14 protein-coding genes are annotated in these 21182 nt (G+C 48.2%); 7 read left to right on the forward strand and 7 right to left on the reverse strand.

Translation table 11 applies throughout. The annotated features are described in order from the left end of the window. Positions 1-18 precede the first annotated feature (18 nt). The 5 genes from H8K36_RS17890 to H8K36_RS17910 form a co-directional block, all read right to left on the reverse strand. Positions 19-927, reverse strand: a complete 909-nt coding sequence (locus H8K36_RS17890; protein WP_222611268.1) for an SMP-30/gluconolactonase/LRE family protein — start codon at positions 925-927, stop codon at positions 19-21. Positions 928-939: 12 nt separating this feature from the next. Beyond that, positions 940-2325: an MFS transporter gene (locus tag H8K36_RS17895; RefSeq protein ID WP_186917922.1), complete on the reverse strand. Its 1386-nt coding sequence runs from the start codon at positions 2323-2325 to the stop codon at positions 940-942. A gap of 234 nt (positions 2326-2559) precedes the next feature. Then, positions 2560-4140 carry an aldehyde dehydrogenase (NADP(+)) gene (locus H8K36_RS17900; protein ID WP_186917921.1) on the reverse strand — a complete coding sequence of 527 codons (1581 nt, stop codon included), beginning with the start codon at positions 4138-4140 and terminating at the stop codon, positions 2560-2562. Between the two features lie 217 nt (positions 4141-4357). Continuing rightward, positions 4358-5269: a 5-dehydro-4-deoxyglucarate dehydratase gene (gene kdgD, locus H8K36_RS17905; RefSeq protein ID WP_186917920.1), complete on the reverse strand. Its 912-nt coding sequence runs from the start codon at positions 5267-5269 to the stop codon at positions 4358-4360. A 403-nt stretch (positions 5270-5672) separates the two neighbouring features. Next, positions 5673-6455, reverse strand: coding sequence for a FadR/GntR family transcriptional regulator (locus tag H8K36_RS17910; RefSeq protein WP_186917919.1), 783 nt, complete (start codon positions 6453-6455; stop codon positions 5673-5675). Between the two features lie 212 nt (positions 6456-6667). On the opposite strand from H8K36_RS17910, the gene H8K36_RS17915 reads away from it, so the two are divergent. After that, positions 6668-8479, forward strand: coding sequence for a M2 family metallopeptidase (locus H8K36_RS17915; protein WP_186917918.1), 1812 nt, complete (start codon positions 6668-6670; stop codon positions 8477-8479). 33 nt (positions 8480-8512) lie between these two features. Here H8K36_RS17915 and H8K36_RS17920 read toward each other — a convergent pair whose 3' ends face one another. Then, positions 8513-9373, reverse strand: coding sequence for a hypothetical protein (locus H8K36_RS17920; RefSeq protein WP_186917917.1), 861 nt, complete (start codon positions 9371-9373; stop codon positions 8513-8515). 94 nt (positions 9374-9467) lie between these two features. After that, on the reverse strand, positions 9468-11555 hold the full coding sequence (locus H8K36_RS17925) for a S9 family peptidase (protein ID WP_186917916.1): 2088 nt from the start codon (positions 11553-11555) through the stop codon (positions 9468-9470). 362 nt (positions 11556-11917) lie between these two features. On the opposite strand from H8K36_RS17925, the gene H8K36_RS17930 reads away from it, so the two are divergent. The 6 genes from H8K36_RS17930 (at position 11918) to H8K36_RS17955 (ending at position 21144) form a co-directional block, all read left to right on the forward strand. Then, the gene (locus tag H8K36_RS17930; protein ID WP_186917915.1) at positions 11918-12286 is read left to right on the forward strand and encodes a GntR family transcriptional regulator; all 369 of its coding nucleotides are present in this window, start codon (positions 11918-11920) and stop codon (positions 12284-12286) included. Beyond that, positions 12283-13137 carry an ABC transporter ATP-binding protein gene (locus H8K36_RS17935; RefSeq protein ID WP_186917914.1) on the forward strand — a complete coding sequence of 285 codons (855 nt, stop codon included), beginning with the start codon at positions 12283-12285 and terminating at the stop codon, positions 13135-13137. Before H8K36_RS17930 ends, H8K36_RS17935 begins: the two co-directional genes overlap by 4 nt. Further along, positions 13137-14099: a hypothetical protein gene (locus H8K36_RS17940; protein ID WP_186917913.1), complete on the forward strand. Its 963-nt coding sequence runs from the start codon at positions 13137-13139 to the stop codon at positions 14097-14099. Before H8K36_RS17935 ends, H8K36_RS17940 begins: the two co-directional genes overlap by 1 nt. A 222-nt stretch (positions 14100-14321) precedes the next feature. Beyond that, the gene (locus tag H8K36_RS17945; RefSeq protein WP_186917912.1) at positions 14322-15962 is read left to right on the forward strand and encodes a ShlB/FhaC/HecB family hemolysin secretion/activation protein; all 1641 of its coding nucleotides are present in this window, start codon (positions 14322-14324) and stop codon (positions 15960-15962) included. Between the two features lie 137 nt (positions 15963-16099). Then, positions 16100-18349, forward strand: coding sequence for a CHAT domain-containing protein (locus tag H8K36_RS17950; RefSeq protein WP_186917911.1), 2250 nt, complete (start codon positions 16100-16102; stop codon positions 18347-18349). Next, positions 18346-21144 (forward strand): two-partner secretion domain-containing protein, encoded by a 2799-nt coding sequence (locus H8K36_RS17955; RefSeq protein ID WP_186917910.1) that lies wholly within the window; start codon positions 18346-18348, stop codon positions 21142-21144. Before H8K36_RS17950 ends, H8K36_RS17955 begins: the two co-directional genes overlap by 4 nt. Positions 21145-21182: the final 38 nt, after the last annotated feature.

A 21182-nucleotide genomic window follows, 5' to 3' on the forward strand; every position in this document is an offset into this window, starting at 1 on the left:
CTCGATATGCACGGCAGATTAATCGACCACAAACGCCGTCTCAGCGATCCCCTGCGTCCCAGGTCGCAACAAGATCGTCGCTCCAGCCCATTCATCGTCTTCGGGCTGTCCCACGCCAATTGATGTCACCATTAAGGTATCTAAATTTGGCCCGCCGAAGCTACACATGGCGGGTTTTTTCATTGGTAGGGCGATTTCTTTGTCGAGTTTGCCTTCAGGCGTGAAACGTAAGAGGCGTGAGCCGTCGTTGCCGCATATCCAGTAACAGCCATCGATATCAACCGCTGCGCCGTCGGGGCGGCTTTCTAGTGCTTTCATATTCACGAACACACGTTGGTTGTGTGGTACACCAACTTCGCAATCGTAATCGAAGGCCCAAATCATCTTGCTGTTGGGGTGCGAATCTGAAAGGTACATGGTGCGTCCATCGGGCGACCATGCGAGGCCGTTTTGTACAAATAGGCCAGAGACAAACGGTGTTGAGATACCTTGTTGTGCGCTGTAACGATACAGATGGCCGATGGCCTTGGCTTGGGCCATGTCCATGAACATCGTGCCACTCCAGAAGCGACCTTGACGGTCACAACGGCCATCATTAAAGCGCATGCCTTGACCCAATTCGGCGGGCGCGGCAAGGCGTTTCGCTTGTACCTGATGTGCTTCGCTGAGATGGAGTTGAAAGACGCCGCTTTCCATGCCAGCGATAAAACTTCCATCGGCGGCTTGGGTTAAGCAGCCTAGCATCTCATTGGTATTCCAATATTGCAAACTAGCTTGGCTAGATGGCGCTGTGGGGCAATAGCGCCAGATCTTTTTTTCTGTGATGGCGACCCAATACCACGCTTGCTCCGCAACATGCCAAAAAGGGCTTTCACCGACGCCACTGCGGACATCGGCTACGCGTTCAATAGGAAGAGTCGTCAACATAGATCAATGCGCTTACACAGAATGAATAACTTTGTATTTCGGTACCAGTGTTTTCATCACGCTCCAGGCGACCACGTAGGCCAGAGCACAGATGGCAAACATGATAGTGTAACCAGTTTGTAGCTGACCTTGGCTACCATAGTAATCAAACAGCCAACCACCGAGCTTGGTAATCAATACACCACCGAGACCACCGGCCATGCCACCAATGCCGACTACTGAGGCGACCGCATGTTTAGGGAACATGTCGGATACGGTGGTAAAGATATTCGCTGACCATGCCTGATGAGCAGAAGCGCCGATACCGATCAAGATCACTGGCACCCAAAATCCTAAATAACCGAATGGCTGCGCCAACAAAACGACTAAGGGAATCAGCGCGATAATTAACATCGCTTTCATGCGGCCGTCATACGGCGTATCGCCGCGATTGATGAAGTAAGTGGGGAACCAACCACCACCAATACTGCCGATCATGGTCATGCTATACAGCACAGCCAAAGGGAAAACGAAATCGGTAGTCTTCATGCCGTATTGAGCGGCCAAATATTTAGGTAACCAAAATAAGAAGAACCACCACACACCGTCCGTCATGAATTTACCAAAGGCGAAAGCCCAAGTTTGGCGATAAGCCAATAAACGGAACCAGGAAAAAGTGGTGGTTTCTGCTGTTGTTGCCGCTGAGGCTGCGCTTGCTTGCGTATTCTCTTGTTCTACATCTTGGTGGATGTAGGCAAATTCTTCGGCGGAGAGGCGACGTTGTTGTTCAGGTTTATCGTACAAGACTAGCCAAAATCCCATCCAGATAAAGCCAATCGCACCGACAATCATGAAGGTGGCTTGCCAGCCCCAAGCAGCAGCAATTAAAGGCACAGTGATCGGCGCGAGTACCGCACCAATATTCGCGCCAGAGTTAAAAATGCCTGTGGCAAAAGAACGTTCTTTTTTCGGGAAGTATTCAGCGGTGGCTTTAATCGCAGCAGGGAAGTTGCCCGCTTCACCGAGCGCTAACACAGCGCGTGACAACATAAAACCAAGGATCGATACTGGAAGTGCAGTAAAGCCCAAGGTGGTCGCGATGGTATTGACTGCATTGCCGAAGAAGATGGCAAAGGCATGCATTATTGCGCCGATAGACCAGATCACAATTGCCAAGGCAAAGGCGCGTTTGGTGCCGATACGATCAATGAAGCGCCCCGCAAATAGCATAGAGATCGCATATACAAACTGAAAGACAGCAGTGATATTAGCGTAATCGCTATTGGTCCAGCCAAACTCTTTGCTCAAGTCTGGTGCCAATAAACTGAGCACTTGTCGATCGAGATAATTGATCGTGGTCGCGAAGAAGAGCAGGGCGCAGATTGTCCAGCGATAGCGACCGATGTTGAGGGCATTCATGGAAGTGTCTCCGTTTTTGTTTTAGCGCTTTCACCACACAAACCTTGAAATGAATAAGTCGGTGTGAAGTGAGTCTTATTGTTTGAAACCGCTACTTTGTGCAGAGGTCTCTTCCTATCTGTTTTAAGGCTTGTGAAAAGTTCTATATTGTCGAAGTAGTCTGATCTGAAACTGAGTTGCCGTCATTCCCGCCGTGGCGGGAATCCAGTGCTCAGCAAAGCTTCTCTGTCTATATTACTTCCCTAACTGCAATTCACCATTCACAATACGTGGCACCGACCAAGGATTATCTTGTTGCAAGCTTGCTGGCGTTAAGGCTGCTGGTAACTCTTGATAGCACACTGGGCGAATAAAACGGTCGATGGCCGTTGCACCGACTGAAGTCGTGCGACTATCAGACGTGGAAGGGAAAGGACCACCATGCACCATTGCATGCGCGACTTCCACACCCGTCGGGAAACCGTTAAACAAGATACGCCCCGCTTTACGTTCTAAGATTGGCATTAAAGCTTTGACGAGCTCGTAATCTGCTTCATTGGCATGCACTGTTGCGGTCAATTGGCCTTCAATGAATTCCGCAATCGCGTGCACTTCGTCGAGATCTGCGCAACGAATGATCAAGGAGGATGGTCCAAAGATTTCTTCGCTGAGGGCTGGCGTGTTGAGGAACTGCGGCGCTGTACAGCTCGATAAACGCACTTGTGCAGCGCATGCACTGCCGCCCGCTTGTCCTTCGGCCACCTTACTGACACCGGCGATGCTGGATAATTGTTCTGTACCTTTGACGTAGGCATGATGAATGCCGGGCGTAAGCATGGTTGCTGCGGCTTTCGCTTGCAATGCATTGGCGGCGGTCTCGATAAAATTCTCTAAATCGGTACTGTCGATGGCAATCACTAAGCCAGGGTTAGTACAGAATTGACCAGCGCCCAGTGTTAAGGATTCGACAAAGCCTTGTGCGATTTGTGTGGATCGTGCCGCCAGTGCGCTTGGCATTAAGAACACAGGGTTAATGCTACTCATTTCCGCATACACCGGAATAGGTTCATGGCGTTGCGCAGCAGTGCGCATTAGTGCGATGCCACCTTGACGCGAACCTGTAAACCCAACGGCCTTGATCGCTGCATGGCTGACCAAGCTTTGGCCGATCTGGCGACCATCGCCAATTAAACACGAGAATACACCTTCAGGCATGTGGCATTTGGCAGCAGCCGTTTGAATTGCTTGCGCCACTAATTCAGACGTGCCGAGATGCGCGCTATGGGCTTTGACCACTACAGGGCAACCCGCCGCGAGCGCAGAGGCTGTATCACCACCAGCAACAGAAAAGGCTAAAGGAAAATTCGATGCGCCAAACACCGCGACCGGGCCGATCGCAATTTTGCGCATGCGCAGATCAGGGCGTGGTGGCGTGCGTTCAAGTAAGGCGCTGTCGAGTGTCGCATTGAGGTAGTAGCCATCGCGAACCACTTTTGCGAACAGGCGCAATTGATTCATGGTGCGACCACGTTCGCCTTCCAAGCGTGCAATGGGCAAACCTGTTTCTTGATGTGCACGGTCAATCAGACTAGTGCCAAGCGCGAGAATTTCGTCAGCAATCGTCTCTAAGAAAACGGCGCGTTGTTCTGGCGTCGTTTCGCGATACTGGTCAAAGGCTTCACGTGCCAGTTGGCATGCCTGTTCCACATCGGCTGCATTGGCTAAACCAAATGCGGGTTCGATTTCGGTATTCGTTGCAGGATTGATCGCTTTTAATTGGCCTGCTTGTCCGAAACGACGTTGTTGGCCGATGATCATGTTGCCCTGAATTGACATGGTGTTTCCTTTATCCTGAATGGACCTTTGCACAAACTACTGCGCGACCGAATTGTGAATTTGCGATGCTCGCTGTGCACAAGCACAGGTGCGCTTCTCAATTCAAACTTCGACCGCTCGCTACGTTTGTACAAAGGTCGCTTGAATGTTGTTTTGTTCTAGTCCTAGTGGAGCATTCCAATCATGGTCAATGGAATGCTATCACCTCTGCACATTATTATTGCGCGCCTTGTTTCAAAATCAGCTGACGCAACATTTCATCTTCCTCTGCAGTCAAATCTGTGAGTGGGGCGCGTACTGGGCCGCCGCTATGGCCAACCAAACGTGCGCCAGCTTTGACGATACTCACTGCATAACCCGCCTTGCGATTACGAATCTCTAAGTATGGCAGGAAGAATTCGTCGATCAAACGATTCGTGGTGACATGGTCATCGGCGGCGGTAGCGTGATAGAAGTCCATCGCTAATTTGGGTACGAAGTTAAATACCGCAGAAGAATACACAGGGGTACCGATGGCTTTGTAGGCTGCAGCATACACTTCCGCTGTTGGCAAACCGCCCAAGTAGCTAAAGCGATCACCCATACGACGCCAGATCGATACCATCAATTCAATGTCACCGATACCGTCTTTAAAACCGATTAAGTTCGGGCACATATTGGCCAAGCGCTCTAAAGAATTTGGCGTCAAACGGCAGTTAGCACGGTTGTATACCACCACACCAATGTTGACCGATTTGCAGACTTCGGCGACGTGCGCCACCAAGCCATCTTGGCTCGCTTCTGTTAAGTAATGGGGTAACAACAACAGGCCTTGTGCGCCCAAACGTTGCGCTTCTTGTGCCAAGGCGATTGCTTGACGTGTAGGGCCTCCCACACCAGCCAAGATAGGAACTTTGCCTGCGCAAGTTTGTACCGCAGTGCGAATGATGTCGCTGTATTCACCTGAAGTCAGTGAAAAGAATTCACCAGTACCGCCCGCTGCAAACAAAGCACTCGCGCCATACGGTGCCAACCATTCCAAGCGCTCGATATAAGTATCAGCACGGAAGTCACCTTGCTCATCAAAGTCGGTAATGGGGAAAGACAATAAGCCAGAAGAGAGGATTTGTTTAAGTTCGAGCGGATGCATGGCGTCTCCAGAAATAAAAGAATGGAAGGTGTTCGATGATGAAAATTGTTGTTTTGTTACAAAAAAAGCTTAAAATCGTTTAAGAGATACGTCATCGTACAACTTAAAATTAGGAAATACAAGCACTCGCTTAAAAATCTTGTTTTTATGGCTTATTCGACAACATCTTGCGATTGAAAGTCGGTTTTATCAACTGTTGTGAATTGAGGGAATGGTGTTGTTTGAAACCCTATGACTTGCCGTGAATGGAAGGGTAGGCTTTAGGTTTGAGTGAAGAAGGTGAGAGCGTCATCGCTGCGAAGGCAGTGATCTAGGGTCATTCCGCGTTTGCATCAAGCATTTCTTGATCCAAACGTTAAAGGCTAAGAGGCAAAGAGATGCATTTTCGGGACAGACCGATGAATTAACTTTGAGCAGCATTCGCCTTTTCAGACCCAACCTCAGGCTCTAGCAACTCTTGTGCTCGACGCAAGCGTTCACGGCTATGACTTAAATGGGTACGCATCGCCGCACGCGCTGCTTCTGGATCTTTGCGCAGTATCGCTTGGTAGATGTCTTCGTGTTCGTGTCTTACCCTTTGCAAGTATGACTGCGGCTCACCTTCGGCGAGTAGGGCGGTGTTGATGCGGGCGCGCGGAATAATCGTCCGACCGAGTTGGCTCAGCAAATCGACGAAGTAGGCATTGCCGGTGGCTTGTGCAATTAGGAGGTGAAACTGGACGTCGGCATCGACCGAGTTCTGTTGATTTTCTTGGGCTGTTTGCATGACCCGCAATACTTCAGCTAGCGCTTGAATCTGCTCTTCACTACGGCGAGTCGCTGCATGCCAAGCGGCTTCGGTTTCTAGGCTAATACGGATTTCCAAAATATCGAGTACATCACGTATCGTTACCATCGATTCATGCGGCAGGCCCATACCAGTTTTCGGTGGTGGCAACACGAAAGTGCCGATGCCATGACGCGTCTCTACAAAACCTGCTGCTTTTAAATGCGAAATTGCCTCGCGCACCACGGTGCGACTGACACCGTAAATCTGCATGATTTCGGATTCAGTCGGCAGTTTCTCGCCGGTTTTGAGACTGTCGTTGCGTATCGATTCCGTAATATGTTCAACCACAGCCTGTGCCAAGTTGCGCGGTTTGCTGCGACCAGGGATGGGAAGTGAAGTGCTGTTTAAGTTACTCATAAGCTTTGAACCGGATAGCCTGCATGAAAAAGATAGTTGTATGATAACCGATAATGATAGGAATAGTGGGCTTGCCAAACTTTGGGCTGTCCACTGGGCTAGAAATCATCATTCTAGTTACAAAAAAAGTGACAAGAACAATGACAAATTAGCCAGCTATTTGTGCCAGCAGGGTGTAAGCTTGCAGTTTTTGCGCAAGAGAAGGAAGAGCGATGTTTTATCAAACCAAAATCGCTGCAGCTGTCGCTGCGATCGCGATGTTCAATATGCCGATGTTGGCCGAAGCCGCCAATAAAAAAGGCCCACCGACCGTAGCCGAGGCAGAAAAATTCTTAAAAGACGCTGAAGCTCGCTTAGAAAAGCTCGGTAATACAGCTCAACGTGCGGCCTGGGTCTATGAGACACATATTACCGACGATACCGAAACGATTGCCGCGCAAGCCAACGAACAAGCGATTGGTGCAATGGGCGAGATCGCTTTGCAAGCACGTCGCTATAACAAGCTACCGCTGTCTGCTGAAAACAAGCGTAAGCTGAAATTACTGCAATTGAGCTTGAGTCTCAGCAATGATAAAGACCGCGAAGACTATGCGAAATTGTCCGCGCAAATGAACGGTGCTTACGGCAAAGGTAAATATTGCAAAACGCCAGGCGACGAATCGACTTGTTTAAACCTCGGTCAGCTCGAAGCGATTTTGGCGAAGAGCCGCAATCCTGCTGAGATGAAAGAAGCGTGGTTAGGCTGGCATCAGACCGCTAGCAGCTACAAAGACAGCTATGCGCAATACGTAGATGTGTCGAACAAAGGTGCGCGTGAAATGGGCTTTGCCGACACCGGTGCGTTGTGGCGGTCTCAATACGATATGCCACCAGAAGCGTTTGCCGCCGAGACAGAACGCCTGTGGCAGCAAGTGAAGCCTTTGTACGACTCCTTGCATCAATATGTGCGCTTGAAGCTGCAACAAACCTATGGCAAAGATGAGGTGCCAGACAATGGTCCTATTCCTGCTCACTTGTTCGGTAACATGTGGTCACAAGGTTGGGAAAATTTATACCCTATCGTCAAGCCACAAGGCCCTGCAGCCAATCTCGATATCGCTGAAACGCTCAAGCAAAAGAATATCGACGCCAAAGCAATGACCAAGATGTCTGAAGGTTTTTATACTTCACTTGGCATGGAGGCTTTGCCCGCATCGTTTTATGAGCGCTCACAATTGACGAAACCTCGTGATCGCGAAGTGGTGTGTCACGCTTCGGCATGGGATGTCGATGGTGACAAAGACGTGCGTATCAAGATGTGCATCAACCAAACGACCGAAGACTTTTTGGTGATTCATCACGAGCTTGGTCACATTTATTACGACCTCGCTTATCGCAAACAATCGCCACTGTTTAAAGGTGGTGCGAATGATGGTTTCCATGAAGCGATTGGTGATACTGTGGCTTTGTCAGTCACGCCAGAGTACTTGCATAAATTAGGTTTGATCAAAGAAGTGCCAGATGCATCGCAAGATGTGGGCGTATTGATGGATCGTGCCTTACAAAAGGTGGCGTTTTTACCGTTTGCTTACTTGGTCGATCAATGGCGTTGGAAAGTCTATGCTGGCCAAGTCAAACCAGCCGACTACGACAAAGCTTGGTGGGAATTGCGCGAGAAGTATCAAGGCGTAAAGCGTCCAGCGCCAAGCGCGGCCAATGGCTTCGATGCCGGTGCTAAATACCACGTCGCTTCCGACACACCATACGCACGCTATTTCCTAGCAACGATTTTGCAATTCCAATTGCATCGTGCTCTGTGCCGCGAAGCTGGCTATAGCGGCCCATTAAATCGTTGCTCGATTTATGAAAACAAAGCGGCGGGTAAGAAATTCCAAGCGATGCTCGAGATGGGCACAAGCCGCCCATGGAATGAAGCCTTGAAAGCAGTGTCAGGGGAAGAAAAGTTAGATGCGACAGCAATGTTAGACTATTTCGCGCCACTCAAAACTTGGTTGGATGCGCAGAATAAGGCGATGGCGAAGTAATTTCATAAATTTGGTCGAGGAAACGGCGCACCTTTATTTGGGGGGCGCCGTTTCTTTTTCTATCCAGTGTTCTTCGATGAACAGAATTTTTTCTTGATTCCAGGCCGTGACTGCAACAGAGTGTGTTGGTCCAACAAGCTTTTGCTTTGTTTTGACAGCGGTTGCCGTGTAGTTAAATTGAGCCCCATACTCGATTCGAGCTTTGGCAACACCTTGTTGTGCTACCTCACTATTTACCTTGGAATACGTCATCCATCCGAAAAGTAGGGCCGCGAACAAACCAATTGAAATCGGGTGGCGGAAAGCTATTCCAAACCAGTTTGTTGATTGCTCGAATTTGAGAACTTCAGAAGTAGCCAATATGCGCCCCGCCCAAACGAAGAGAGCTATTTTTAGCAAGAAAAAAGCTAAATACCCTGAACTATCTCTTGGGAATAATTTGAATTGTGTGGCGCTCAGATCAAATGGCTGAATAAAACTAAAGTGGATTGCCATGAAAAGTAAGGAGGCAGCGACGAAGGCACGCGCAAGAAATCGAAATGACGCGATTGTTTGGATCGTATCCTTCTTTATTTTGACGAGCGTTGCTCCAGCGATGAAAGGGATCAAGTCGATAACATAGTCGTCGGTTCCAAATTGAAAAAATAAGTTGAGAACGAAATAGCTGATGATAAAGAGAATTGATACTGCGCCGACTCGCTCGGCTGCCAGCAAATCTTTGGATAGTTCTTTTGGGCTCTGAACCGGATCCTCTGGGTCTTGCCAATGATCTCCATCCATGAGACGCCGTTCGATTTCGGCGACACGTTCCGGAAAGCGTTCTTTATCTATCCGCAGCAGCACACCTTCTAATTGTTCTTTTGAATAAGTGGCGTAGTCTGGCGAGGTATTCATCTAGGTCTGATTGCTTAGTGCTATGGGCTCAAATAAAACGCGACTACTGACGCGGATCAGTAGTCGCGGGATCGAACAAGGATTTTAAAAATAATTACTTCTTCAGGTAAGTATTCATCCAATTCAACACCGTGTGATGCCACAACAATGAATTTGCTGGTTTCAAGATGTGGTGATTTTCATCTGGAAAAGTCAGCAATTGACTGTCGATGCCACGGCGTTGCAAAGCAGTGAAGGCGCCGAAGGATTGTGCGCTTGGTACGCGGAAGTCCATTTCACCTTGTGTCACTAACATTGGTGTTTTCCATTTCAGCACATGGGCCGATGGGTTGAACTTCTCATGCTTGGCAGGAACGTCAAAGTAAGGGCCGCCATTTTCCCATTCCGTGAACCACAATTCTTCCGTGGTGTAGTACATCGAGCGGGTGTCGAAGATACCTGCATGGTTAACGATGCACTTGAAGCCATCATTCCAGTTGCCAGCGATCCAGTTCATCATGAAGCCGCCATAGGAAGCACCCATAGCGCAGGCTTTGCTGCTATCTAACCATGGGAATTGTTTCGCTGCTGCCGCCATACCGAGTTTGAGATCAACCAAAGGTTTGCCGCCCCAATCTTGGCTAATCGAATCAGTAAAGTTTTGACCGTAACCTAAAGAACCGTGGAAGTCGATGAACACCACTGCATAACCAGCGCCTGCATAGACTTGGGGATTCCAGCGGAAGCTCCAGTTATTCGCCATGCTGCCTTGTGGGCCGCCGTGGACGATGAAGGCGATAGGATATTTTTCACCCGCTTTCGCATTCCATGGCTTCATCACATAGCCGTAAACTTTTTCGCCTTTAGCACCAGCGTAGGAGAATTGCTCATATTCGCCAAAACGCACATCGGCCAAAGCTTGCTTATTGATATCGGTGATTTGTTTCCATTGCACTTTGCTGAGGTCTGTGGTGTACAACTGGGCAGCGGAAGCGAGATCTGCTTTAGCGATGACCGCTGTTTTGCCACGCACATCGTAGCCTGCCACAGAGCCCTTGTCGCTCAAAGCAGACACCGCACCACTAGCGACATCAATCGCGAATAAACGCATTTGTCCAATATCGAAAGCATGAGTGTAGAGTGTTTTGCCATCTTCAGACCACATTAGGTTAGAAGCAGATCGATCCCATTTTTCTGCGAGCGCACGTTTCTTGCCGGTCTTTACATCCATCAACATGATTTGGAAACGATCGGCTTCAAAGCCAGGGCGTTTCATCGCGAGGTAGGCCAAGGTGTTGCCATCTGGCGAGAATGCTGGTTTCGCATCCCAAGCTTTGTTTTCTGCGGTCAGATTTTTTGGAGCAGCTCCACCGGCAGCAGGAACTTCATACAAATCAAAATTGGTCGACCAAGCTTCTGTTTTGCCTGCAATGCGTGCAGAGAACACCATGCGTTGACCATCTGGCGTGAAGCTATAGTCTTCTTGGTCGCCATCTGGTTTGGAATGTACATCGGCTTCCAATGTACCTGACAAACTCACGACATTATTGCTGGCCACATGGTTCGCATCGAGTGCGCTGGAGTACAGCACATTGCGACGCCCATCAGCCCAAGTATCCCAATGACGAATGAAGAGTTTGTCGTGGATGCGGCCAGTTGCTTTGGTTTTTGCTTTACCTTCGAGACGATCTTTGGTGCAAGTGAGATCAGGGCAATCGCGGAAAACTTCGATCGCCATGGCGATACGGTTTTCGGTTGGTGATACTTTAAAGCTTTCGATATCTAAAGGCAGATCGGTGACTTTCTGCGCTTCTCCAGTGGCGATCGATAAACGCCACACTTGGCCACTACCTGAACGGCTAGAGATGAAATAAATTGCATCACCTTTGACTGACCATTGTGCACCCGAGTTATTGCCTTCATTCGTGCTGCCAAGATTGGTCAGTTTTTTCGGTGTGGCATTGACGGTGCTGAGATCGAGCATCCATAAGTCCCAACGACCACGGTTTTTTTCTAGATCAGTGGTGCGTTGGGCATACACCACGCGCTTACCGTCAGGAGAAACGACAGGGCTGGCGATACGGTCCATTTTGACCATGTCTTCAACAGTGAAGCCACGCACATCGGCATTTGCATTGGCACTGATGCTGGCACCGCACATCAAACTGATGGCGCTTGCGAGCAGGATATTTCTTATTTTCATGTGATCTCCAAGTGGGGAATAAGTGACGGATGCGTTCTGGAGGTGTGCTGCTATCAGATCCATCCGAGCCCCCGCATTTTAGCGCTTGCGTGAACTTGTTGGTTTATTCCACTACTTCTTTTTTGTGCAAGATCAGATTCTCTAAAAGTGAAAAGTCTTAAAGGAGCGGTATCGCGCTGTATCAAATTGTGTTTTCAAATTCCACAACTAATTTAGAAAAAAGGCTTTGCCTTGTTTTGAGTGTTAGTGTTATAGTTAACTACAACACTAGTTGTGTAGCCTTTTTGGTTCGTAGGTATGCCGAAAATAAAGGGCGAGGCTACAAGCCAGATGTTATTTCCGCATCTAAAGCGAGGTGAAGTATGAGTCATAGTTGGCATGACAACGCGCCGATTTATCGGCAGTTGAAAGAGAAAGTGGTGAGCATGATTCTGGGTGATGAGCTGAAGCCTGGAGAGGCTTTGCCCTCAGTGCGCCAGATCGCCGCTGATTTTCAATTGAATCCGATTACGGTGTCGCGTGCTTATCAAGAATTAGTCGATGAAAACATCGTCGAAATGAAAAGGGGCCTGGGAATGTTTGTATTGGACGGCGCGAAAGAGCGTTTATTAAGCAGTGAACGTGAGCGGTTCCTGCAAGAAGAGTGGCCTGCTGTGGTGAAGCGTATGCAAAGCCTTGGCATTGATATTACTCAGTTGGTGAAACAAAGCCATGCGGGAGAGCCATCATGAGTGCGATTATTTCCGCTCGTCAGTTGAGCAAATCTTATGGCAAAAAGCCTATCTTAAATAATCTCAATTTTGAGATCGAAAGCGGTCGAATTGTTGGTGTGGTTGGTCCGAATGGCTCGGGTAAGACAACGATCCTGAAAACGATTCTCGGCCTAGCGCCGTTCTCTGGACAGTTATCTGTGCTTGGGTTTGACCCCGCCACCCAGCGTGATGCTTTGATGAATGAGGTATGTTTCGTCGCCGATGTCGCTGTATTGCCGCGTTGGCTCAAAGTGCGTGAAGCATTGGATTTTGTAGAAGGTGTGCATCCGCGTTTCAATCGAGCAAAAGCTGAACGCTATATCGCTGAAACGAAGTTGACGATGTCGATGAAAGTCAAAGAAATGTCGAAAGGCATGCTAGCGCAATTTCATTTGGCCTTGGTGATGGCGATCGACGCCAAGCTCTTGGTCCTAGATGAACCTACGCTCGGACTCGATATCCTGTACCGGAAGATGTTTTATCGAAATCTCTTAGAAGATTATTTCGATGAGAACAAAACCATCATCATCACTACACATCAAATCGAAGAAGTAGAAAATATTTTGTCCGACGTAATCTTCGTGCGCGAAGGGCAGATAGTCTTGCACGAGACGATGGAGAAGATACAAGATCGCTTTACTGCAGTTTTGGTGAATGCAGAGCAAGTGGCTACTGCACAAAAGTTAAAACCACTTGACCAACGCAAAATTTTTGAGAAGCAAGCAATGTTATTTGATGGCGTGCCACGTCAACAATTGGCGGAATTAGGTGAGTTACAGACCCCTGATTTAGCCGACATTTTTGTGGCCTTAATGAAGGGGAGCTACTAATGAACACCGCAACAGAACAAATAACTGTGCCAGCATCCCCAAATTATTGGAAAACAATGCATCACTTAATTCGTCGCGAATATTGGGAATATAAAGCTTTGTATTTGTGGGTGCCTTTGGCTTTGAGTTTGTGTTTATTGTGCTTTCTCTCCTATGTTTGTATCGATGCTTTTTTCATAGTCGAACGCAATCGCGTGGGGTTTTCGTTTGTGAAACCAATGATGCTTGAACTCTACTTCAAGTTTTTTGGCCCAGTGTTCGTAACGATGTCTTTTGTCGGAATTTATCACCTAATGTCTTCGTTACATGACGATAGGCAAGATCGTAGTGTTCTGTTTTGGAAGTCATTGCCTGTGTCAGACTGGCAAACCGTGCTTGCAAAAATAAGCTTACCTTTGATCTTTGGGCCCGTGATGGCATTCGCTATGAGCTTGATTTCTTACCTGATCTTTTGTGTGCTGATCTCAACGATCGCCACATTTCACGGTTTTAGTTTGTTTTCAGTGCTCATACTTGATGAGGCGATGTGGAAGACACCTCTGAAATTGGTGACATTGTTCCCTATCTACGTCGCGTGGGCATTGCCAACAGTAGGCTGGCTGTTGATGATTTCTGCATGGTCTAAATCCCGCGTCTTTCCGTGGGCGTTTGGAATGCCATTTTTAGCGATGTTAATCTTAACTTTCGGCAATTTTTATGCGAAATTTGGTTGGAACTTAGTGTGGGTTTTCAATAATATCTTTGGTCGTTTGCTTGGCGGCTTGTTGCCAGGAACATGGGCAGTCTCAGATTCCCTCCAAGGAATGTGGAATGATGAAGGACACGATATGTTCAATTTTGGTGATGTCTATACCCAAGCCTGGGTACAATTTGGCGGACTCAAGTTTTGGATGGGAATTGCCGTTGGCCTCGCATTAATTTTCACGGCTGTACGTCAACGACGTTACGCTGAAGCAATCTAATTGTTTGATTTTTCGACATTGTCTAAAGGTCTTATACCTCTGTGTGTAAGACCTTTTTTGTTTGGGGGGGGGCAGTTTTCTTGCCGGAGATGGTGCCTACGCCATTCGTCGCTTAGTGCTTAGAGAGATGTGACGAATGGTTTACACTTATGCTTGGTTTTTTCTAGTCATTATTCGAATTTCATTAGGAAACTAGTTTTGTCCGGCATTTGCATCCCCACGTTGACACGCCCTCATTCTTTATTTGATTTCTCGCGACATCGTCGTGCGAGCTGCCTTGCGTTGGCAGTGGCGGGGCTTTGTGTCATTCATTTGCCATCGTTTGCGCAGACGCAGAACAATGTAACTGGTTATGTAGTGCGTTATGTCATCGGCTTACCCCTAAAAGAAGTACAAATCAGCGGTAATACAAAGCTGTCAAACGTCCAGTTGCAAGAAGCTATTCAAGAATTTATAGGTAAGCAGATCACTGCAAGCGATGTGGAAGAAATTCGAACGCGTTTAACGCGTGTTTATGTCGATGCTGGTTATATCAATTCTGGTGCTGTATTCGTCATGCCTAGTTCGCCAGATAAGACTGACTCTCTCCGATTCAACATCATTGAGGGGCGCTTGCTCGAGGTGAAAGCCCAGGGACTTCAAGGCTTGCATGCTTCCTACGTGCAACGTCGCTTGCCAGCATCAACCGACGTCCTGAATGTGAATTCTTTACGAGAGCAGTTTCAGCTTTTGTTACAGGATCCCCTCTTTGAACGCATTCAAAGCCGCTTGCTACCAAGTGGGCAGCTTGGTGAGGCGGTTTTCGAACTCGATGTGCTGCGTAAAACGCCGTATAGCTTTTCTATTTTTGCGAATAATTATCGTTCGCCTGCGATCGGCGAAGCTGTTCTAGGAGCGTCGGTCGTCGTCCGCAATTTAAGCGGAAATGGTGATGCGCTTGATGCGCAAATTGGCAAGAGTGATGGAGCGGCGCCTTACCATGTAGCTTGGACCACACCATTGCCTAACCCTGCACAGAGCTTGCAGTGGAGTTGGGATCAAGGCCGCAGCAACGTGGTGGAAGCACCCTTGGATGTAGTCGATATTCATAGTAAGACTAGTTCGATTGAGATGAAGTGGGGACAGACTTGGGCCAATACCTTGGCGCGCCGATTTGAAATTGGGCTGGCGCTTTCATCCAAGCAAACGCGTAGCAGTTTGCTCGGTGAAGACTTTTCATTTAGTCCAGGTGAAATCAACGGCCGTTCAAAAACGCAGGTCTTCAAGTTGTCGCAAGATTGGAGTGAACGGGGTGATAATTTTGGTTTCTTAGGTCGTTCCACTTTTTCTTTCGGTCGCAACAATAATCTTGAGCTTGACCAAAAGAGTAGCGATAGCTTGATTCCACCGCGCCAATATTTTGTATGGAATGGACAGCTGCAGTGGTTACGTCAACTGCCGCAGGTCCATTCGCAATTATTAATGCGAGCCCAATGGCAATGGAGTCCTTCCCGCCTCATTCCAATGGAAAAAATGGCAGTCGGCGGTAATGCGAGTGTTCGTGGATATCGTGAAAGCCAATTGCTGCGTGATCAAGCGCAAGTGTTGAGCGTTGAGTTTCAGCGTGTGATATTGAATGACCCACAAAATTCCCAGCAGATCACGGCGCTTGTATTTGTGGACGGTGGCCGTGCTAAAAATCACGCAGAACAGGCACAATCATTGAGCTCATGGGGAATCGGTCTTAAAGCGCAATATGCTGCTTGGTTTGCTGATGTGACGTTCGCCAAACGATTGCATGGTCCAGCGGGTGTAGGAGTCCCCGCAAAGCAAAGTTGGCAGGATCAAGGCGTGCAACTGCAGTTAGCCTATAAATTTAATTGAGTAATTTCAAACCTATGGCTACTTTTTCCGTTCAATGTCATCGATCCTTTGCAAGTTGGATATGCGCCATCTGTCTACTGCTACCATTGTCTAGTTTCTCCCTCACTTTTGCTGAAATAAATCCGCAAGATCCGGAAATGTTCTCATCGCAGTGTCAATCAAGTTATTGGCTGCGTTTGCAAGACTTGAAAACTACGTATCAAAACGCGACCAGCGCTGGTGTGAAAAGAGAACTCAGTGGTCGCGCGCTCGAATTGGGCTTGCATTTGCAGCAGATGGGGCGCTACCAAGAAGCCCATATTTACCTTCAAGCTGCGGTGGATACCGCTGATAACTCGTTGCAGCGATCACGTGCATTAGTGGCTAGAGCAAATGTCGAAGTTGAACTTGGTCGACGAGACTTAGCCCAACAAGCCTATGACGAAGCCTTGGGCGCTTCGCCAGATTCGGCGGAAACCGCAATTAGTGTAGGACTGAATCGCAGCGCATTATTGACGATGGATGCTGGTAAGCAGGGCATGTTTGGGCAATTACAGCTGCTTTTGCAGCGTATTGAGCAATTGCCAGATGCCGAGAACAAAGCGCGATATTTAGTGCAATACACAGTGCAAGTGAAACGACTTGGTGGCAGCTTACCGCAGTTGGCGCCGGTTTTAGCACAGTCCCTCATCATCGCGCAGAAGGTGGACGCTAAATATCTACAGGTCGAAATTCTTGATCAACAAGCTCAGTGGATGGAAGATCTGCAACGCCACCAAGATATGCTCCAAATTTCTGATCAAGCGATTTTGTTATTGCAACAAATCGATGCGCCTGAACTGATGATTTCCATTGAGGCCCGTCGTGCCCGTGTGTACACGCGCTTGCAGCGCCACGATTTGGCGATAAAAAGCTACCAAATCGCGGTGCGCTACATTGAGGCCATCCGACAAGACATACCAGTATCCTATTCGCAAGGACGTTCCAGTGTGCGGGAGATGATTGATCCTGTGTATCTAGGGCTTGCTGACGCGCTGCTCACGGGCGCAGATGCTCTTGATCCTGCTGCCAAGACGAAACTACTGTTTCAGGTACGTGATGTGGTCGAGCAAATTAAACAGAATCAGTTGGAGGATTACCTAGGAAATCGCTGTAGTACCTTGAGTAATTTGAGTGCGACCACAGCATATGCGCCAGCTACTGCGCTCAAACTGAACAAAGGTACGGCAATTCTTTATCCGATTATCTTCCCCGATCGACTCGAATTATTGTTGGAGACGTCAGAAGGCATCGCACGTCATCGGGTTGATATCACATCGAATAAATTGATCCAAGATGTCAATGCAATGTCTAGCGCCTTACGCGCTCAGCAAAGTTTTCAGACCTTGTCGCGTCGTTTGTATAAGGTCTTGCTTGCACCGCTCGATTCGACTTTGCAAGGGCAAAGCATTGAAACACTGGTGATTGTGCCAGATGGAGCCTTACGATTACTTGCTTTTGCAGCTTTGAATGATGGCAAACAGTTTGCGGTGGAAAAATACGCCATCGCTATTTCGCCGGGCTTACGCATTATTGCCCAGCAAGTCGATGCGCAAATTAAGGGTGCACCAATAGCCCGCAAGGTTTTGTTGGCTGGGGTCAGTGAGCCAGGTAAAGTAGTTGATCGTTTGCCAGAAGATTTGGTCGACCAATTGTTGCAAACAGATGATTTAAATGTGGAAGAAAAAAGAGGTAAGGCTGCCCGTTCTCGAGCCTTGCAAAGTCGTCAGTTGTTTGGCCCGTCGCAATCGAACGTGTTAACCGAGCCAAATTCGACTGAGGATATGCGTGCGATTTCCAATAAGTTAAAACAGATCTTACGCTTGGATGGGGTTAGCACTGAAATTCAGTCGCTTGAAAAGATTATCAGTGCGAAGTCAATTTTGAATGTCGACTTTTCCTCGCGCAATTTTTCACAACAAGTGCGTAGTGGCGAGTTCGATATTGTGCACGTCGCCTCGCATGGCATTTTCGGTAGCACCGCGGATAAGACTTTTATCTTGGCGCACGATGACGTGATTACGATCGATCAGTTCCAGAGTCTGCTGTCAGCCGATCAATTGAATAAGCGCCCATTAGATTTATTGGTGTTGTCAGCTTGCGAGACTGCTGAAGGTGACGATCGCGCGCCACTTGGCATATCCGGTGCCGCATTGAAAGCGAAAGCACGTAGTGCGATGGGATCTCTCTGGCCAGTCTCTGACATTGCCGCCAGCCAGTTAATGCAATCGGTGTATCAAAATTATGTCAATCGGCATATGAGTAAAGCCCAGTCTTTGCGTCTTGCTCAACTCGAATTGATGCAGCAAAAATCTTTTGTTCATCCGAATTTTTGGGCAGCCTTTATCGTTGTGGGGAATTGGCAATGAAGAGACTAGGAACTCGTCGTCACATCTTATCGACTGCAGCATGTTTCTGCTTGTTGCAAGCACATGGCTATAGCGCGGCGGACGTACGTACGGATGGTAGTTTAGGTGCGGTACAAATCCTGAATGGGAAAATGGTCGTGCCGCAAACTTTAGGTCAGGCCAAAGGACAGAATCTGTTCCATAGTTTTTCTGTGCTGAATGTGAATCCAGGGGAGTCTTTGAGTTTTACAACGACAGATGCGTTTCAAAATATTGTCGCTCGAGTGACAGGCGGTACCTCCTCAAACATCCAAGGTCTGCTGCAAGTGCAAGCAGCTGCAGGCTCGAAACCGAATTTTTACCTGATTAATCCTAAAGGCGTTGTTGTTGGCCAAGGCGCTGTGATTGATGTTCCAGCGGGTTTGCATATCACCACTGCGCATTACTTGCAGTTTGCTGATGGACAGTTTCACGCTGATCTAAGTAAAGCTAGTAGCTTGTCTGCCGCTACGCCAGAGGCATTTGGGTTCTTGGGGGGCGATCGCGCCACGATTAAATTTACTGGACGAGCGCAGCTAACACCAGTTACTGGTAGAGAAATTAGTTTAGTTGCTGGCGATGTTATCGTTGAAGATACCTGGCTCAAAAGTTATGGGGGCGATATTCGTGTGATGGCTGTGGCGGATGCGCGCCTTGCGGTGAACACCAATGCAGTGCCAGAACTGAAAGGCACTGTTACCGTCACCGACGGTGGACTTCTTGATTCCTCTGGCGCTGCGGGTGTCAATGGTGGCAATATTGCTGTCAGTGCTGGTGATATATATATCGGATCACCTGATCTGATCTCATTTAATGGCATCAGCAGTAATGCTACCGCGCTTAGTGGCAACGCCGGCAACATCACTGTGCGGGCCACCGGTGAGTTACGTATTGTTTCCGGTAACAGTATTACCTCATCGACGCATGGTGCGGCTAACGGTGGCGAAGTCAATATTCATGCACGACAAATTGTGATCGATGGATATAATTTGACATCGACTGGTATTCATAGCAATGCGGAAGAAGGCACGGGCAATGCGGGACGTGTCAATGTCACGGTTGATGAGACCTTGCATATCGAAAATGGGGGAGCCATTGCCACCTCTACGTTTGCTGAAGGTAAGGCTGGCATCGTGACGGTCAATGCGAAAAATATTGTGTTGGACGGTAAAGGAATTCCAACGGGCATCGTCAGTGAAACCAGTAGCTATCAATCGGATTCAGGCATGGGTGGCGAGGTCTACGTCCAAGCTAGCGAGAAGATAAGTATCATAGAAGGAGCGACTATTTCTGCTTCTTCCTATACTGCAGGAAATCGATATAAAGCAGCTTCAGCAGGTCAGATTTTTGTTCAAACTAATAATTTGGACATGGATGGACTAGGAGACAGCAGCACAGGAATACGAAGTTTTACGGCGAGTGTTGGCAACGCAGGCAATATCACCGTAAAGGCAAGTGGCGATATCAACATCAAGAACGGTGCGAGTATTACGACCGAAACTAATTTCTTGGGCGCAGGTGGCAACATTACGTTAAGTGCCAACAATTTAAGTCTCGATGGTATGGGTGACTACAATACTGGTATCTTTAGTAATGTTGGAACCCAAGGCAGCGGTGACGCGGGTGCAATCAAGATTCAAGTTAATCATGGATTGCGATTACAAAATAGCGCAAAGATATCGAGCTCAACCGACAGCTTCTGGAAGGGTTCGGCGGGTTCTGTGACGATTGATGCCGGTACGATAGTCGTGAAAGGATCAAGTGATCCTGAATTGCCACGTACCGAAATTGTTAGTGCTGCGCATGCAAATGATTATGATCGCTACTCCACTGGAAATGCGGGCGCGGTCAATGTCCTCGCACGAGAAAGTTTGAATTTACAAGATGGCGCCAGTATTTCATCTAGTACGTATTACAAAGGCGTGGCGGGCACCGTCAATATTACATCTCCGCAAATCACCTTGAGCAATGGTGCTGCAGTTCGTTCCGAAGCAGGGGAATTTTCTTCTGGCCAAACCGGAAACTTGAGCTTAACAGCGAGTGAACGTTTGGTCGTCGATCATTCTGAAGTGTCGATCAAAAATGCGGCCAGTGCAGCCAAGCCTGAAAATATCTCGGGAACGACTCTTCAAATTCAAGCCAACACAGTCTTGCTTGATCATGCTGATATTACGGCCGCATCAAGTGGGAATATTGCGGCGAGTCAAATACAAATCGATTTTGGCCGACTCATGCGAATGACACCGGGATTAATTACGACCAGCGCTGTGAGTGGCAATGGTGGAAATATTCGAGTGAGTGGACAAGGCGCGCTCATTTTGCAGCAGTCACAAATTAGCACCTCTGTAAGCGGGCTTGCCAATGGTAATGGCGGCGATATTGCAGTCAGTGCGCCCGTGATGGTGTTAAACACCGGGGCAATCCAAGCAAATACAGCAGCCGCTCAGGCTTTTGGCGGCGACGTGAAAATTCAAGTTAGCAATATTTTGAGTAGTGGTAATCGATTACGCGTTGGTGGTGCGGCCTTGATGTTTGATCCCGCCATATCTCAATTAAATGTCATACAGGCTGCGGCGGCTGATGGTGTAAGCGGCGCCATTACACTGGCATCACCCCCCCTGGATTTAACCGCGAGCCTGAGCAATTTGATGCCACAAGTGATTGATAACCGAGAGCTTAATGCAGACTTTTGTCGTGTTAGTAATCAGAGTTCCATGACGATCTTGGGCCGTGGTGGTCTACCGTTTAGTGTTAAACATTTAGCTCGTGTCCAATAGTCTTCGTGAATTGGCGATGCTGGAACACATGAATTGAT

Source organism: Affinundibacterium nitidum (genome assembly GCF_014284155.1).
Lineage (GTDB): Bacteria > Pseudomonadota > Gammaproteobacteria > Burkholderiales > Burkholderiaceae_D > Undibacterium > Undibacterium nitidum.

Bases quoted from the DNA above. Each gene is read 5' to 3' on its own strand.
- H8K36_RS17890 (WP_222611268.1), bottom strand. From the start codon at position 927: ATGTTGACGACTCTTCCTATTGAACGCGTAGCCGATGTCCGCAGTGGC.
- H8K36_RS17915 (WP_186917918.1), top strand. From the start codon at position 6,668: ATGTTTTATCAAACCAAAATCGCTGCAGCTGTCGCTGCGATCGCGATG.
- H8K36_RS17895 (WP_186917922.1), bottom strand. From the start codon at position 2,325: ATGAATGCCCTCAACATCGGTCGCTATCGCTGGACAATCTGCGCCCTG.
- H8K36_RS17930 (WP_186917915.1), top strand. From the start codon at position 11,918: ATGAGTCATAGTTGGCATGACAACGCGCCGATTTATCGGCAGTTGAAA.
- H8K36_RS17940 (WP_186917913.1), top strand. From the start codon at position 13,137: ATGAACACCGCAACAGAACAAATAACTGTGCCAGCATCCCCAAATTAT.
- H8K36_RS17950 (WP_186917911.1), top strand. From the start codon at position 16,100: ATGTTCTCATCGCAGTGTCAATCAAGTTATTGGCTGCGTTTGCAAGAC.
- H8K36_RS17900 (WP_186917921.1), bottom strand. From the start codon at position 4,140: ATGTCAATTCAGGGCAACATGATCATCGGCCAACAACGTCGTTTCGGA.
- kdgD (WP_186917920.1), bottom strand. From the start codon at position 5,269: ATGCATCCGCTCGAACTTAAACAAATCCTCTCTTCTGGCTTATTGTCT.
- H8K36_RS17925 (WP_186917916.1), bottom strand. From the start codon at position 11,555: ATGAAAATAAGAAATATCCTGCTCGCAAGCGCCATCAGTTTGATGTGC.
- H8K36_RS17920 (WP_186917917.1), bottom strand. From the start codon at position 9,373: ATGAATACCTCGCCAGACTACGCCACTTATTCAAAAGAACAATTAGAA.
- H8K36_RS17910 (WP_186917919.1), bottom strand. From the start codon at position 6,455: ATGAGTAACTTAAACAGCACTTCACTTCCCATCCCTGGTCGCAGCAAA.
- H8K36_RS17935 (WP_186917914.1), top strand. From the start codon at position 12,283: ATGAGTGCGATTATTTCCGCTCGTCAGTTGAGCAAATCTTATGGCAAA.
- H8K36_RS17955 (WP_186917910.1), top strand. From the start codon at position 18,346: ATGAAGAGACTAGGAACTCGTCGTCACATCTTATCGACTGCAGCATGT.